The 15,421-nt window shown below is 62.9% G+C and carries 13 protein-coding genes and 1 pseudogene; 9 read left to right on the forward strand and 5 right to left on the reverse strand.

What is annotated here, in order from left to right:
- Positions 1 to 193: 193 nt before the first annotated feature.
- A complete protein-coding gene (locus NP3_RS14575; protein ID WP_063041582.1) occupies positions 194 to 1,702 on the reverse strand; it encodes a class I adenylate-forming enzyme family protein in 1,509 nt (502 codons plus the stop codon).
- Between the two features lie 40 nt (positions 1,703 to 1,742).
- Positions 1,743 to 2,051, reverse strand: coding sequence for a hypothetical protein (locus NP3_RS14580; RefSeq protein WP_063041584.1), 309 nt, complete (start codon positions 2,049 to 2,051; stop codon positions 1,743 to 1,745).
- A 202-nt stretch (positions 2,052 to 2,253) separates the two neighbouring features.
- Here NP3_RS14580 and NP3_RS14585 point away from each other — a divergent pair, with 202 nt between their 5' ends.
- The 3 genes from NP3_RS14585 to NP3_RS14595 all read left to right on the forward strand — a co-directional run bounded on the left by NP3_RS14585 (position 2,254) and on the right by NP3_RS14595 (position 6,188).
- Positions 2,254 to 3,012 carry an SDR family NAD(P)-dependent oxidoreductase gene (locus NP3_RS14585; protein ID WP_063041586.1) on the forward strand — a complete coding sequence of 253 codons (759 nt, stop codon included), beginning with the start codon at positions 2,254 to 2,256 and terminating at the stop codon, positions 3,010 to 3,012.
- A gap of 28 nt (positions 3,013 to 3,040) precedes the next feature.
- Positions 3,041 to 5,176: an acyl-CoA dehydrogenase family protein gene (locus NP3_RS14590; protein WP_063041588.1), complete on the forward strand. Its 2,136-nt coding sequence runs from the start codon at positions 3,041 to 3,043 to the stop codon at positions 5,174 to 5,176.
- Positions 5,177 to 5,285: 109 nt separating this feature from the next.
- The gene (locus NP3_RS14595; RefSeq protein WP_157124309.1) at positions 5,286 to 6,188 is read left to right on the forward strand and encodes an acyl-CoA thioesterase; all 903 of its coding nucleotides are present in this window, start codon (positions 5,286 to 5,288) and stop codon (positions 6,186 to 6,188) included.
- 17 nt (positions 6,189 to 6,205) lie between these two features.
- On the opposite strand, the gene NP3_RS14600 is transcribed toward NP3_RS14595, so the two are convergent.
- From NP3_RS14600 to NP3_RS14605, 3 genes are all read right to left on the reverse strand, one after another.
- Positions 6,206 to 7,018 (reverse strand): enoyl-CoA hydratase, encoded by an 813-nt coding sequence (locus NP3_RS14600; protein WP_063041590.1) that lies wholly within the window; start codon positions 7,016 to 7,018, stop codon positions 6,206 to 6,208.
- Positions 7,019 to 7,071: 53 nt separating this feature from the next.
- Complete coding sequence (locus NP3_RS47935) at positions 7,072 to 7,434, reverse strand: hypothetical protein (protein ID WP_157124310.1); 363 nt, start codon at positions 7,432 to 7,434, stop codon at positions 7,072 to 7,074.
- Positions 7,435 to 7,607: 173 nt separating this feature from the next.
- The gene (locus tag NP3_RS14605; RefSeq protein ID WP_063041592.1) at positions 7,608 to 8,504 is read right to left on the reverse strand and encodes a helix-turn-helix domain-containing protein; all 897 of its coding nucleotides are present in this window, start codon (positions 8,502 to 8,504) and stop codon (positions 7,608 to 7,610) included.
- A 254-nt stretch (positions 8,505 to 8,758) separates the two neighbouring features.
- On the opposite strand from NP3_RS14605, the gene NP3_RS14610 reads away from it, so the two are divergent.
- From NP3_RS14610 to NP3_RS14630, 6 genes and pseudogenes are all read left to right on the forward strand, one after another.
- On the forward strand, positions 8,759 to 9,520 hold the full coding sequence (locus tag NP3_RS14610; protein ID WP_063041594.1) for a nuclear transport factor 2 family protein: 762 nt from the start codon (positions 8,759 to 8,761) through the stop codon (positions 9,518 to 9,520).
- 49 nt (positions 9,521 to 9,569) lie between these two features.
- Positions 9,570 to 10,568 (forward strand): protein-ADP-ribose hydrolase, encoded by a 999-nt coding sequence (locus NP3_RS14615; RefSeq protein WP_218024855.1) that lies wholly within the window; start codon positions 9,570 to 9,572, stop codon positions 10,566 to 10,568.
- Positions 10,565 to 11,428: an SIR2 family NAD-dependent protein deacylase gene (locus NP3_RS14620; protein WP_063041596.1), complete on the forward strand. Its 864-nt coding sequence runs from the start codon at positions 10,565 to 10,567 to the stop codon at positions 11,426 to 11,428. The genes NP3_RS14615 and NP3_RS14620 overlap by 4 nt, the downstream gene beginning before the upstream one ends.
- A gap of 611 nt (positions 11,429 to 12,039) precedes the next feature.
- A pseudogene (locus NP3_RS49650) lies at positions 12,040 to 12,153 on the forward strand (IS5/IS1182 family transposase); the annotation flags it as partial.
- A gap of 1,071 nt (positions 12,154 to 13,224) precedes the next feature.
- The gene (locus NP3_RS14625; RefSeq protein ID WP_063041598.1) at positions 13,225 to 13,761 is read left to right on the forward strand and encodes a hypothetical protein; all 537 of its coding nucleotides are present in this window, start codon (positions 13,225 to 13,227) and stop codon (positions 13,759 to 13,761) included.
- Positions 13,762 to 13,803: 42 nt separating this feature from the next.
- Positions 13,804 to 14,529 carry a hypothetical protein gene (locus NP3_RS14630; protein ID WP_063041600.1) on the forward strand — a complete coding sequence of 242 codons (726 nt, stop codon included), beginning with the start codon at positions 13,804 to 13,806 and terminating at the stop codon, positions 14,527 to 14,529.
- The last annotated feature ends 892 nt before the right edge of the window (positions 14,530 to 15,421 follow it).

Here is a 15,421-nt window from a genome sequence, read left to right on the forward strand (position 1 = left end):
GGGGTCACTACCGCCAACATGGCAGAGCATATGAGGGTGGGGAGCTGTGTCAGGACAGCGTGGCCGAGACCGTCATAACCGCCTCCACCTGAAAGCAGGCATATGCAATGACACCCCTGCTGCGGAATATGGCGCCCGAACCTGTCCGGCGGCAGTGTCATGGTTCGGGCACACACCGCCGCCAGCCGGCAATTCAGACCGCTATGTCGTCGGCTACGATCCGTTCGAGCACGTGGCGTCGCACGAGCTTACCGGTCTCGGTTCGGGGCAACTCGTCCCAATAGACGATCCGTTCAGGAGTCTTGCTGCTGCGCAGAACACCACGCACGAAGGTCCGCAATTCTTCCGGATCAAGCTGCATTCCCGCCCGCACCACGACCGCAGCCTCGATCCGATGTCCCCACTCGTCATCCGGCACGCCGACGACCGCTGTGTCGAGCACCGCGGGATGGCGGAGAATGACCTCTTCGATTTCTGCGGGAGCGATATTCTCGGCGCCACGGATGATCGTGTCGTCCACACGCCCGCCGATGTACAAGTAACCAGCCTCGTCTACGTGCCCTTGGTCGCGGGTGTTGAAGAACCCCTGGTCGTCGACCATCCGCCCGATACCCGCGTACTCGGCCGATACCTGTTCGCCGCGCACATGGATACTGCCTGTGACACCAGGCCCTACGACGGCACCGTTTTCATCCCGGATCTCGAGATCGATACCCGGAACCGCCCTGCCGACCGAGCTCAGGCGGGCGCGCATCGCCGGCTCGTCGGCCTCGAGTGCCTGCCGATGATCTTCCGGTCCGAGTACCGCGACGGTGGAGCTGGTCTCGGTGAGTCCGTAGGCATTGACAAACCCGACCTCCGGCCACATCCGCAAGGCTCGCTCGATGACGGCGGCCGGCATGGGCGCCCCACCATAGGCGAGACTGCGCAACGACGGGACAGACTTGTCCTCGCCTGATTCGACGATGCGCGCGAGCATTGTCGGAACGACCAACGCATTGGTGATCTGTTCTTCGCGGGCGAGCTGGAGCCACTGCGCCGGGGTGAAGCGTTCAAGCACAAGTGTGCGACGGCCGGAATATAGGCTCGTGATCGTATTTGCCACTGCCGCAATGTGATACGGCGGGACACTGATCAGTGCCGCGTCCGTCGACTCGGCGGATCCGAACTCGACTGAACCGAATACGTACGAGGTGAGATTCTCATGACGAAGTAGCACACCCTTGGGCGCCGACGTGGTCCCACTGGTGTAAATGACAACGGCAGGTGCGTCGTCCCCGTCCGGATCCGGAAGGATCTCGCCGCTCGACACGACCGGTCCAGCACATCGAGCCAACCACTGCTCCGGAGTGGAAACAGCGAGTCCTGCACCGCGCAGGATCGGTGCTTGCGCCTCGTCGGCAATGCCGATCGCGCGCGGGTGATGGGCCAGTAGCGACTGCAGCTGTTGCACCCCGAGCCGATAGTTAACAGGCACCAAGGGGACACCCGCCCGGGCCGCAGCGAACAGCGCGACCGGAAACGCTGGTCCATTTACGGCGAGGTAAACCACCGAGTCCGCACCGGACTCGCGAATCACGGCTGCGCCCGCCTCAGCCATCTCGCCGAGCCGCGCCGCGGTGATGCCGCCCTCCCGACGACCGATCACCACACGGTCACCGAAGCCGTCGATTGCCATATCGAGCAGCATCGTCACATTCATTCAAAACTCCACTAGTACGGTTAAACGGTCGAGCCGGTGGTCAGTCCGACGAAGGCAACGGCTTAGCTTGCTTGACCTCCAGCGGACGGTCACTGACAGCCAGCGAGGCTTGGCCGGCCTTGGTGCACAGCACCTCCAGCCCGGTCTCGTCGTCGACATAGCGCTTGCCGAGCAGAGTTCCCGAGCTGTGCGCCGGGTCGACGGCGCTCCCGTCACCGACTCCAGCCTTGCCCGCCACCATCTCGGCGCCGCCGCAGGTCAGTGCAACCTCTCCAGACGGAGCCCGAACGACGATGAGCACAGTCGCGTCGGTGGTGCTTGCCAGCGACTGGCCTACTTTGAGAATCACAGTTCCTCCATTTGAGCCTGTTGCCGGATCGGCTTCAGGTCCTCGGATCTTTCCATTAGCCCATCGATCCGCGCTCCTGTCACATAGTTAAGATAGTACTATAAGTGAGCGAAGCAAAGCGTACATCCATCGGCGCGGAAACCAGTCGTTACGGAGCCCTCACAGCGGCGCGGGCGAACAACCCTTCAGACAGGAAGAGCACATGCAGATCAATGGCAAGAAAGCAGTCGTCGTGGGCGGCGCGTCCGGCATGGGCAAGGCCACCGCGGAAGCACTTGCGGCAGCGGGAGCGACCGTCGCGATTCTCGACCGCGAAGCCAGCGAAGGCAAGGAGATTGCCAACCAGATAGGCGGCGTCTTTCACGCCATCGACATTACAGATTTCGAGGGCGCCGAGCAGGCACTCGGGGCCGCAGTCGCCGATCTGGGCAGCTTGCACATCGCCGTGAACACCGCAGGTGGCGGCACAGTGAAAAAGACTCTCGGACGCAGCGGCCCTCACGACCTCGAGACCTTCCGGCAAGTCGTCGACCTGAACCTGATCTCGACCTTCAATCTCAATCGCTTGCAGGCCTTCCACATGAGTAAGAACGACGCAGAGGATTCCGAACGTGGCGTCATCGTCAACACCTCATCTATCGCAGCTTTCGAAGGGCAGATCGGCCAGGTCGCCTACACCGCCTCAAAGGCGGGTATCGCGGGCATGGCGCTGGTAATGGCGCGCGACCTCGGCCCCCAAGGCATCCGCGTGCTGGCAATTGCACCTAGTCTGTTTGCGACCGGCGCCACTGCCGCATTCACCGACGAGCAGGTCGCCCCCCTCGTCGAGGACGCAGCATTCCCCAAGCGGATGGGACGCCCCGAGGAATACGCGAAGCTCGCGCTGGCCATCATCGACAATCAAATGCTAAACGGTCAGTGCCTACGACTGGACGCCGGCCAGCGTTTCGCCCCTCGCTGACCAAAACCCATACAGCTAGGAGAAACCTATGCCGTTGGCACTGACCGACGACCATATTGCTATCGGCGACGCGGTCAGATCGTTCCTGGCCGATCAGAAGGCGCGTGAACTCGCCCGCCGAGTGTTCGACGATCCGGACCCTGACGTCACCGCACTATGGAAGCGGTTGGCCGGTCTCGGCTGGATGGGGCTGCATCTGCCTACCGAGTTCGGCGGGGACGCTTACGATTTGCCCGAGCTGGCAATCGTCGCCGAGGAGCTCGGCGCGGCCCTCGCGCCGATCCCCTTCGTACCGACAGTTGTCGCCTCCTCACTGCTCGCCGCGTTCGGCACCGACGAACGCACACTGCTATCCGGATTCGCGGACGGCTCCGAGATAGCCGGTCTCGGTTTACGAGGCGATGTGGTAGCTGACGCCGCGGGAACTCTCAGCGGTGACGCCGGCCCGATCGTCGGCGCCTCCGCGGCAACACTGCTGGCGGTGCGAGTAGGAGCCGATTTCGCGCTGGTCCGCGCGGACGCAGACGGAGTCGATTCGACCCCCGTCGACGCCCTCGACCCAACTCTGCATATCCGCGCTGTGACCTTCACGGATGTTCGTCCCACAGCGCTGCTACGTGGGGGCGCGGAGGCCGCAGCGCGGTCAGCCCAAATCCTTTACGCAGCGGAGGCTGCCGGTGGGGCGCGGGCAACCCTCGAGGATGCACTCGATTATGCCAAGATCCGCGAGCAATTCGGCCGCGCTATCGGATCTTTCCAAGCAGTGAAGCATCATTTGGCAAACATGCTGGCCGGGTCCGAGCTTGCGGTCGCAACAGCATGGGATGCCGCCCGTGCCGGGACGTGCGGCGAGCAAGCCAGGCTCGCCTCCAGCACCGCCGGCGTGATCGCCTACGACGAGTTCGTGCACAATGCCGAGAAGAGCCTCCAGATCCACGGCGGAGTCGGCTTCACGTGGGAACACGACTGTCACCTGTACCTTCGCCGCGCGCAAAGTATTCGAGCACTGTTCAGCGATAGTGTCCGCGCGAAGGATTCCCTGTACGCCGACGCAGCGGCAGGATTGCGCCGGGAATACGCCGTGGAACTCCCGCCTGAGGCGCAGAACTTTCGCACCGAGGCATCGACCTTCGTAGCCGACCTACTCTCGGCAGCCGAGTCGGACAGACGCCGGATGCTGGTCGACTCCGGCTATCTCGTGCCGCACTGGCCCAAACCTTTCGGCCGCGCGGCAAGTCCGGTCGAGCAACTCGTGATCGAGGAGAAGTTTGCCGACATCGACGTGCCCGACTTGGGTATCGGAGCATGGGTGACTCTCACGTTGAGTCAACATGGCACGGACGAACAGGTCGAGCGTTGGATCCGGCCCAGTCTGCTCGGCGAACTCGTCTGGTGCCAACTCTTCTCCGAGCCCGGCGCCGGCTCGGACGCAGCAGCCGTGAGTACCCGAGGCGTCCGCGTCGACGGGGGCTGGCGAGTCACCGGCCAGAAGGTGTGGACGTCGAACGCGCAGAACTGCAACCGTGGCCTGGCTACTATTCGTACCGATCGCGAGGCACCCAAACACAAGGGCATCACCGCGATGGTGATCGACCTGGAGGCGCCAGGTGTCGAAATCCGCCCGCTGCGGGAGATCACCGGTGACGCGGTATTCAACGAAGTGTTCTTCGAGAGTGTCTTCGTTCCGGATGACGACGTCGTGGGCGAAGTGAACAATGGATGGACCGTGGCCCGCGCGACCCTCGGCAACGAGCGAATCTCAATCGGCGGCATGGCGCGCGCACGCACACCATTCGACCTCATCGACCTGGTTCGGATCGGTGGGGGCAACGATGCGGACGTGCGGGAGGTCGCCGCACTCCTCGCCAAAGAACAGGCATTGCGCGTACTGAACTCGAGACAGGTTGCGCGAGCGGTCAGCGGCACAACCCCGGGCCCCGAAGGCAGTATCACCAAGATGCTGTCGGCCGAACACGTGCAACAAACGGCCGAGGCAGGGATGCGACTCGCCCGCGAGGCCGCGGTGACCGGCCAGCTGCCGGAGGTCTGCCGGGACTATTTGTTCGGCCGCGCTCACACAATCGCGGGCGGCACTTCCGAGATCAACCGCAATGTCATCGCCGAACGGGTGCTGGGGCTTCCGCGAGAGCCCATCGCACGGTAACGCCGCTCATCCCGGGACAGGCCCCGGCATCGTGAACGCTCGATGCCGGGGCTATCACCTTCTCAGGGTGCCCTGACCACAAGTATTACCTAGTAATATAATCAACCGTATGTCTATCGCTGTCGAGACCAGAGTGCCCGATCCGTCGCCCGGACAGCGTCCGAAACTCGGGCGTGTCCTACAGCTCGAAAAGGTCGACACCGATCTCTTTCGGGGACGCTCCTACAACGACGCCGCTCACCGTATCTATGGTGGCCAGGCAGTCGCGCAGGCGCTGGTCGCCGCGGGACTGACAGTGCCCCCCGAGCGACGTACCCACTCTCTGCACGGCCACTTCATCCGTCCCGGCGATCCCAAAGAGCCGGTGTGGTACCACGTCGAACGCGTAAGAGACGGTGGCAGTTTCACGACACGGTCGGTGCGCGCGACCCAGGGGGAGGCCACAATCTTCCTGTTAACCGCGTCCTTCCAAACGCCAGAGGAGGGCCTGTCGCACCAAGCGCATCACACGCATGCACCGACCCCGGAGCAACTGCCGGTTTTCGAGGATTCCGTCGACCCGGACTACCTGGCCGATGCCGCATGGCTACCGCACCTACGCGCGAATATCGCGGTCGACTTCCGATTCCCCGAGGAGTATCCACGAGTTGCCAATTCGCGCGGCGAAGCGCGGCCTCCGCGGCAGCGAGCCTGGGTACGCACTGCCGACCGTCTCGAGGACGATCCACTCGTCCAGGCCGCAGGCTTCGCCTACACCTCGGATCTGTTCCTCCTGTCGTCGGCGTTGCCGCCACATGCAATCACCATCGACAAACCCGGTATGCAGCTTGCCAGTCTCGACCACTCCGTATGGCTGCACGAAAGCTTCCGCGCCGACGAGTGGCATCTGTACGAACAGGAGGGCGTCTGGACAGGAGGTGGCCGCGGTTTCGCCCGCGGCCACCTCTACGACCGCAGCGGCGTCCTGGTGGCGAGCACCGTGCAGGAGGGTCTGCTGCGGTTGCGCAAATAGCCGCGAAAAAGAGCGGGTTACCTGCGCTCCACATCTCCATTCTGAGCGCGGCCGCGACGGATGACGCCTACGCGGCGGTCGGCTACGCGAGACGGGTGGAAGTCAGCCATCCACGCGCGGGAGGTCGCTTCCTCCACTGTCAGCGCCGGGCCGACGAGATGGTCCTCCGCACGCCGGTACGATTCCAGCAGAGTACGTACGCCTACCTGATCGTTTCCAACGATCGATACCGCAACCTCTATCGCCGTCGGTAAGAGCTGGTCGTGGGACACCACCTCGGCCACCAGACCGACCCGAAGTGCCGTCGCGGCGTCGACGAAGTCACCGGACAGGCTCATCCTGCGGGCGAAGCCGCGACCGACCGCTTCGGGTAACCGAGAAGTCAAGCCCCAACCAGGAAGAACGCCGACCCGGGCGTGGGTGTCAGCGAAGCGAGCGCGATCGGAAGCGATCAGAAAGTCGCACGAAAGAGCCACTTCCAAACCACCAGTGATCGCCGCGCCGTTCACGGCTCCGATAATCGGTTTCGAGATCGGACGCCAGGGATAGCCGATTGGAACCTCCGCATCAGCGATATGCCTTGCATTCTCCCCAGTCGAACCCAGCTCGCGCAGATCCAGCCCGGCACAGAACGCCGGATCTGCACCCGTCAAGATCACCACATCTACCCCAGCAGCACGGTCTGCAGCGGCCAGCTCACGACGCAGCGCACGAATCAGGCTGCTACTCAGCGCATTTCGCGCGGAGGGCCGGTTCAGCGTGATAATTCGGACTCGACCTCGCTGTTCGGTGAGCAGAGTCGCCTCGCTTACTGTTCGCTTGCCGGTCATTTACACTCCTCGACCAGTCGGCGGCAACCCTGCCCCCACACTCTAGTTACTTATCAATCTAGGTTACCTATGTATCGAGGCGGTGCCCAGCGCCGACGTAGGTTCGCCCTGTCACGGCACGGATGCCCCCCGGGTTGCATTGTCTTGGAAGAGATTACGGACATGTCGATGTGTCGCGCACGCCCATCGATGTCCTTGGCGGTGAGCTGATCCTGATTCGTTACACCGGCTGCACGCACGATCTCTGCGACCGTCGGTAACTCCGTCCGCCCCTTATCTAGCATCACGCCTTGGGTGACCTCGATTAATTTGTCGACTTCCTCGTCGTACTGCGCTTGCCGCACCGGATTCGCGATTCGACGGCGAAGATACCGTCCACCCGACAGCACCGATTCCGTTCGATCACGGTCGGTCACCAGCCACTCCTGATATCAGAACAACGATTTCGAAACAACATTCTAACATTACCCTTGGGTTGCCAGTATCGCGCAACGTTCTCGTGGCTGCCACGCGAAAAAAGTAAATATCTCTGCGCAATGTTGTCGGCGCTAAAGAGAATTGCCCGTAATGCCAGAGGCCATGGGCGCGTTCACCGATCGGTGTGGCCACGTATCGCGGCGCGAAAGGCTATCGGTGTCTGACTCGTTCGCTGGTGGAAATATTTGCTGAAATGGGTGGGGCTGGCAAAGCCGAGGTGGTCGGCGATGGCCGAGGCGGTCTGGTCGCTGTGCGCAAGTAGGCGTTTGGCCTCCAGCACCACCCGGCGGTCGATGAACTCCTTGGCGCCCAGTCCAGCGGCAGCGAGGCTGGCGCGGGCGAGGGTTCGTGGCGAGTACCCGAGAATGCGGGCGTAGTCCTCCACGCGCCGGGTGCGTGTGAAGTTCTTCTCAACCGCGTCGCGGAAACGCAGGTAAGTGGGATCGAAGGGGGCACCGGACTGTTTGTCGGGCGAGGCGAGGCTCGACAGACGTAGTACGAGAATCGACAGTAGGTGTCGCAGCGTGGCGGTGTGGACTTGGAGCGGCAGGTGGCCGAGCGCCTGAGACTCGGTGCGGAGGTGCTCGGCGGTCTGGTTCAGCGGAACAGCGTCCGTCGGAGACGGGCGGCGCAGAACAGGGGCGTGCGGATCGCCGAGGCGGGCGATAGCGATCGTGTCCGGGCTCAGGAAACCTTGCTGGAACAGGATCAGTGTGCCGTCGGCGCTCGTAAGGTCGCCCCACTGGTTGACTTGACCGGGCCGTACCCAGAGCCATGAGCCGGGATCAAGGGTGTAGCTGGCGAAGTCCACAGTGTGTTGAAGGGCGCCACGAGTCAGATTGAGCAGATTGTGGAAGTTCGGACGCTGCGGGATCGACAGGTGCTTGGTCGGCACCCGCCGGCGCAAGTCGCCCAGGGACAACACCTCGACTCCGGCCGGGGTGCCGACAGGTGCAGTGAAGGGGATCTCGCGGATCGCTCGCGTAGAGGTGTGTCGGTTTTTGACCATAACTAGTCGCAAGTGTATACGCCAGCCATTAGTTTTCGTTCATATTCTGGAGGCGTAGTTCAGTCGGTACCTCGTCGGTGTCGGAAAGCAACAAGGAATTCTGCCCGATGAAGATCAACACTCGCAGCAGCAGTATGCGCCGGCCTCGGTTGTCGGCCGCTACGACGACGACTGCCGGTGCCAGGATTCGCCGCCGCGCATGCGGTCACGAAGAGACCACCAACCAGATCGACCACGTCTGAGGGAGCAACAATATGGGCAACGCTAAGAACACCGTCCTGTCCGCCGCCGCCGAGCTGTTCGGCAAGAAGGATCCGGCCGCGGTTGATCGCTGGGTCGCCCCCACCTACAAGCAGCACAGCGCCTTGGCCGCGGACGGCCCCGAGGCCCTGCGCCAGTTGGTCACCGGACTGGGCCCTGACTTCCATTACGAGGGCTCCCGTGTCATCGCAGCTGGCGACCTGGTCGCCCTGCACGGCACCTATTACGGATTCGGCCCCGACCCGCTGGTCGGCTTCGATATCTTCCGCGTCGACGACGACGGCAAACTCGCCGAGCACTGGGATGCCATGGCCCCCGTGGTCAAGGACACCGCCTCCGGCCGCACCCAGACCGACGGTCCGACTCAGGTCATCGACTTGGAGAAGACCGAAGAAAACCGCGCCCTGGTCACCGAGTTCGCGCGGAAGGTCCTCGTCGGCGCCGACTACTCGGTGCTGACCGACTTCATTTCCACCGAGACCTATGCCCAGCACAACCCGGAGGCCGCTGACGGCCTGGACGGGTTCGGTGCTGCGGCCGCGAAATGGGCCGGGCAGGGTAAGAACCTGGTGTACAAGAAGGTTCACAAGGTGATCGCCGAGGGTGACTTCGTGCTGGTGCAATCCGAGGGCGAATTCGGCGGGCCTGCTGCCTACTACGACCTGTTCCGTGTCCAGAACGGCAAGATCGTCGAGCACTGGGACGTCATTGCTCCCGTTCCGGCCCAGCTGCCCCACGGTAACGGCCTGTTTTGATGAACGTGCGGCCGTTCGCCGGCCACACCATCGCGCCCACATGACCCTCTTGGCCACCGCCGCCCATTCAACCAGCCGGGACTCTGGGACGGCGGTGCGGCCGATCGGAGAACCCACCGTGTGCACAGAACTGCCACTCGACGGCTACCGCTCCGCTATCTCGCTTGACGAACCGTTCCTGTTCACCTCAAGGCGAACCCTCACCACCAGCTCTACCGACCTGATCCGTTCTGCGCTGACTCTGCTATGCACCGATCCTGTTGCGACACAAGCCCGGATGCGCCCCAGCGATATCGACCGACTCGACGACAACTCGGCCCGGCGGCTGCTACGTGCTGTGCTGACCGTCCGCCAACCGGGCCCGCTGCCCATCGGCGCCGACGAGATCCTCGATGATCTCCTTGCCCACGAGAGTCGTACTCGCAATGTGGTGGAGACGGCTAGCCTCCCGACAATTGCCGACGCGTTTCCTCATTTTCCTCATCCCGCCGCGGATCGGATTACGCTGTGGAAAGGCGACATCACCGCGCTCCGCGCGGACGCGATAATTAACGCCGCGAACAATGCGCTGCTCGGCTGCTTCCAACCGATGCATCAGTGTGTTGACAATGCCATCCACTCCGTGGCGGGTCCCCGCCTGCGCGAAGACTGCCACATGATCATGAACCGACAGGGTCATCCGGAGCCGACCGGCACAGCGAAGATTACTCGTGGCTACCACCTGCCGGCCCGCTACGTCCTGCACACCGTCGGCCCTGTGGTCGACGGCCTGCCGTACGCCGCCGATAGATTGGCGCTGGCCTCGGCCTATCGGTCGTGCCTCGACCTGGCCGCGGAAATAGCCGATATACATACCATCGCTTTCTGCGGGATCAGTACCGGCGTCTTCGGCTATCCCAAAACGCCTGCTGCCCATGTGGCCTTGGACACCGTCGCGGAATGGCTCGGCCGCTATTCCAGGTTCGACCGCGTGATCTTCACCGTGTACTCGAACGACGATTACCGCGTGTACCGTCGTGCATTGAGCGAACGAGCCGGATTCCGTTGAACCGCAATCTTTTCCAGCTTCAGAGCGCCGTCGACACGCTGGGTGGTTGGCTAACCGACGCCGACAGGGTGCTGGTCACCGCCGGCGCGGGACTCACCGCCGCAGCCGGATACGACTACGGCGACGCTGACCGATTTCGCGAGCTCTTTCCGGCGCTGTTTCGAATGGGTCTGCGATCACGCTATACCGTCGGTGTACGACTGCCCCCGGCACTGCGGTGGGGTTATTGGGCCGTACACATCAACGATATTCGATTCGCCCCTGCCCCGAATCCGCTCTACCAGCGGCTGCGTGTATTGATCGGTGACAAGGACCACTGGGCGGTGACGTCGAATGTGGACGCCCTGTTCGCACGCAATGGGTTTGCTGCCGATCGGATCCTCACGCGGCAGGGCGATTACGGCCGCTACCAGTGCAGTGTGCCCTGCACGTCGGCGACCTGGGACAGCAAGGCCCTGGTCGACAGACTCCTCACCGCATACGACCCGGCCACCGGCACCGTCGATCCGACCGCCGTGCCGCTATGCCCGAATTGCGCTTCGGAGGTTGAGATAAATGTCCGCGTCGGCCCCCAATTCGTGGACGCCCCATACGTTTCCGCTCGCCGCCGCCTCAGCAGATGGCTTCACACAGCGCCCGCCGACACGAAGCTGTTGATCATGGAATTCGGCGCTGGGTTCAATACTCCCGGGGTTATCCGCTGGCCCGGCGAACAGCTCGCCCGCGACTTCCCATACTCACGCTTCGCCCGAATCAATCCCAGCGACGCGGAAACTCCAGCCGAACTCGCTGGGCGGGCACTGCCGGTGCGCGCCGGCGCAGCCGAATTGCTTGAAGCACTCACAATCTTTGACCGGTGATACGCGGCGGGGCGGGTCTGCTGAAGTGGCCCGCTTCGACAGTCGGCACAACTCGCTGCCGACACCCGGCTCTAATCAATCCCACAACCGGCCACAGGGCAATACAGGCAGGTCAGGACTCACTTCAGAATCCAGCAGCACCTGCAATTCAGACGGCGACCCACGCACGGCCGCCTCGAAGTTTCGTCCTCGAGTCAAGGTCGCCCGGAACTCCAGTAACAGCCCGTTGGCCAGCAGCCGAACCCGACATTGTTCGGCACCGAGTCGGCGTTCCCGACCTCGCATGACGTCTCCGTCTTCACGGGCGAATATGTGCGCCGCTTCGCTTTCTGAGGCCATACAGCATCTTCCGATCGGTACTTGCGTCTATCTTAGAGGTAGACGACTAAGTATACCAAGTTGCACTAGATGGGGAGTGAGTTCCCGGCTTATGCGGGCGGTTTTGTCTAGCGATGCCCAAGGCGACCACCTCCTGCCGACAGGAGTCGGCGCCAGCTGTGAGAGCAGCTTGCCGACAGCCCGGAGCGTTACGAAGTTGGATCAGCTGCCGCGAGCCGGGATCAAACCCAGACCGTGTCTCGCATCGAGGCATCGACCGATGAGCGAGTAGGTTCACCGCTGTGGTGTATGTGCCGACAAGCGGTTCTGCGTGGCAGATGTTGCGACCGTCGTTCGGGGTAACGGTTCCGACGGCACATCGAAGATTCACCGCGTGGACCGAGGCAGCACACCGTCGAGGCTGGCGACATTAGAGTAGTTGTTGCGTTCCGGCGCCCTCGCCCGGCACAGCCCTAGCGGTAGCAGCGACATAGGCGCCGGCCCTCCCATCTCCGCCGGGGCCATGTGCCGACGCGCGCGGCCAGGCCCGCCGAGGTGCGATCACAATTACTCCCTCAACTATAACTATGTGCACCTAGGCGTCTTATTGACTTAGGTCAGCTCTCCGAATACATTGAGCAGACCTTCAATTCGTGACACACATCACGTAGGTAGCGCCGCCGGGTCGGCCCCACACGTTTCCGACCCGAGAAGAGGAATCCCCAATGACCATCCAGCTCAAGGACTCCCGGCGACGCGGGCGGAAGCTAATCAGGCGTCTCAGCTTGCTCGCCCTCGTGGACACTACGATTCCGGCGGCATCCTGTAGTAGCGACAGCTCCAGCTGCTCGGGATGGGCAGCGCTTCCGCGCCCTTCCCCAAAACCCTTGCCACCGGCACCACGATCAACATCCACGTGATTCACGCGGAAGGTCCGGCAAACTTCCCGGTGTGACACCCGGAAAGCCGCTGGGTGCCGGAAGGTACGCCGACGTCAGCCCTCGCGGGCATCGCTGGCCATCTAAGCGTCAGCGCACTGTGAGTCCAGGAATGCTAATGCGCGAGCACTCTCGGCCTGGCCTGGTGATGACGTTGGGCTGTTCCGGCGACGTCAATTTCAGCATCGGCGGGCTACAAATTCTGAACCCGTTTCCGGCATGCCAAATTGGGGCGGCGTCGGGTGGCGGTAGTCCGCAGCGGCGACGATTGCGACCGAGGCGGACGTCGGAGCCCTACTTTTACAGATCTTTTCGGCTTACCACCGGTCGGGAAGCCTGCCGCCTCGATCGGCGTCATCCTGTTCGTACGGCACCCGGCCCAGCACCGTGCGCTGCTCACACCTGAAGCTGCCCACACCGTCGTAACCTCGCCGCACGGTCGAGGACGTATTGCGCGCAAGAACTGATCGTCGCCGTGGCGGAGTTCGGGAATTGCTTCAAAGAACACATATTTCGATCCGCATCAGAAAGTAGAGAACTATGCGTCATTTCACCCGTTTGGCTGCTCTCGCAACCCTTGCCGCGACCGTGACCGTGGTAGCCGCACAACCCGCTATCGCGGGTGCAGAACAGCTGGGCGCTGGCGCGGTAACAGAACAGCAGAATGGAGTTCCGCCGGCAGTCGGTAACGATTCCAACAGTCCATCGGATCCGGCCCGAACGCCGGTCGACCCGGGAGCCGAATACTTACAGGCCTTCGACGCCATCGCAGGGGCTTGGGCGGGTACCTCCATCGTCGGTCAGGTTGTCGGAACGGCCTCCGGTATTGCGGTGGGGTGCCCGTTGGGAGCGGTGACCGGCGGTACGTTGACCCTGCCCACACTTGTGCTGACTCCGGTCGGAGTCGTGGGCGGCTGTGTCGTCGGCGCGGCAGCTCTGGGCTTTCTCGGCGGAGTGGTCGGCGGAATTGTCAGCGGCGGTCCGAGTTTGGCCAACGCAATCGGCGAGCAATATAGCTCGCTGCGCTCTAAAGGCCTTGTTTCGCAGCAGATTCCATCTGATGACTCGGCGCAATAAGCCGATGTTTGCACACGAAACCCACAGAATGAGAGAAAGACGATGAAACTCACCACACAGGGCGCCGCCGTGACCGCGCTCGTCGCCGCAGCCGTCGCAGCCGCTACGGGTGCAGCCCAAGCCGACTCATCTGCTATTGCGTCGCAATCGGATTGGACCAGCACGGAGCTCGCGCCTGGTATCCGCTACACGGACAGCACGGCGACCGGTGTTGCGGCCATACGCACACCGGTCGGGTCCGTCGCACTGCGGGCCGGGCAGTTCGATATTCGTGACACCGTGGGGAACACCGTGCTGGGAACCCCCATCGATCTGCCTGAGGCCACTGCCGCCAATACCGCGGCCACGAACGGAAGTCCAGTATCGGCTGCAACAGGCGAGGAGATGGAACCTGTTGCAGCACAACCGCAGCCGGTAGCAGGCGATCTGATTTCGGATCTCAACCAAGCCGTGGCCGTGGCCGCACCTCATATGGGATTGGCGATGGCGGTCGGCGCGGTGGGCGGATCGATCGTTGGTGCGGCTCTCGGCTGCCCCTTCGGCATCGCTACCGGGGGCACCCTCATGTCATTGGCCACTGTCGGGACCATGACTGTTCCAGCCATAGCGGCGTCCTGCCTGGTTGGCGCGGTAGCGGTTGGCGGTTTGGGCGCAAGCCTGGGTGGTGTCGCCGTAGCCATTCCGGTCGGAATCGCCGCCGGTACACAGAAATTCAATCAACTTCAGGCACAGAGAGCACAGCCTGGGCCCGAACCGCACGTCCAGTGACGTACGCGCAAGTCTCGTCCCCCAATAGATGACAGGGCTACCAATGCTCGACCACTTCGGAAAATGTCCCGACTGCGGATGCCCGGCAGAGGCCTCTCAGTAAATGACTCGAGCCCGGGAGATATTCAATCTCATTGCGGGACATTTCAATTCGGCGGCGATCATCCTGTGTCGGAGGCTGCGCATCTCACGATACTTCCCGCTTGAAAGGGGCGGTGCCGCCACGCAATCTTCCTTCGTCACCAACGGGGCGACCGCTGCCTCGTCGACAGCGATGACTGCGAATTAGCCGACCCGTGGTCCTCACTTTGGCTACGAGTGTTCACCCCGCCCGCCGTCGAGCAACGCCCTCTTCGGCGGGGCCGACCCGTGCACTCGATCTACTGGGCAGTTCATCGGACCACACCGCGAAGCACGAGAGTAGTTGCAGCAGAAGATATTTCGTCCAGCGCGGGTTGCGCTGGACGGATTTCTCTCCGGAGAGATCACCTTCCGCCGACAATGACCACTACGACTCGACCAGATCGACCAATCCCCAACGTAATGCGGTCTCGACGTCGATCCGTTCCCGGTGAGCATCATCCATGCCGCCGTTCGGTGCGGCAGGTCGCCAGGCTCTGGCAGACCGACCCACACAGCGACTGACATCCTCGAACTACCCGCCTAAGTCGTCTTCTCCGGCCTGCTCGACCGTCACCCGGCCTCCGGTCTGGTCGGCGCACAGCGGGGCGCTGCGCGGCAGACTCGTTGCGCACCATCCTCCGACCGTGGTGGCCTTGGGCAACGAAACGGCGCACCAAGGCTGTATCCGCGAGCGCCGAAAACTAGCATTCGGATGAGACCATCTCCGTTTCAGTCGGATTGCGTACCCCACTTGCCGCCGGGGCGACCG

This window comes from Nocardia pseudovaccinii NBRC 100343 (assembly GCF_001613225.1).
Lineage (GTDB): Bacteria > Actinomycetota > Actinomycetes > Mycobacteriales > Mycobacteriaceae > Nocardia > Nocardia pseudovaccinii.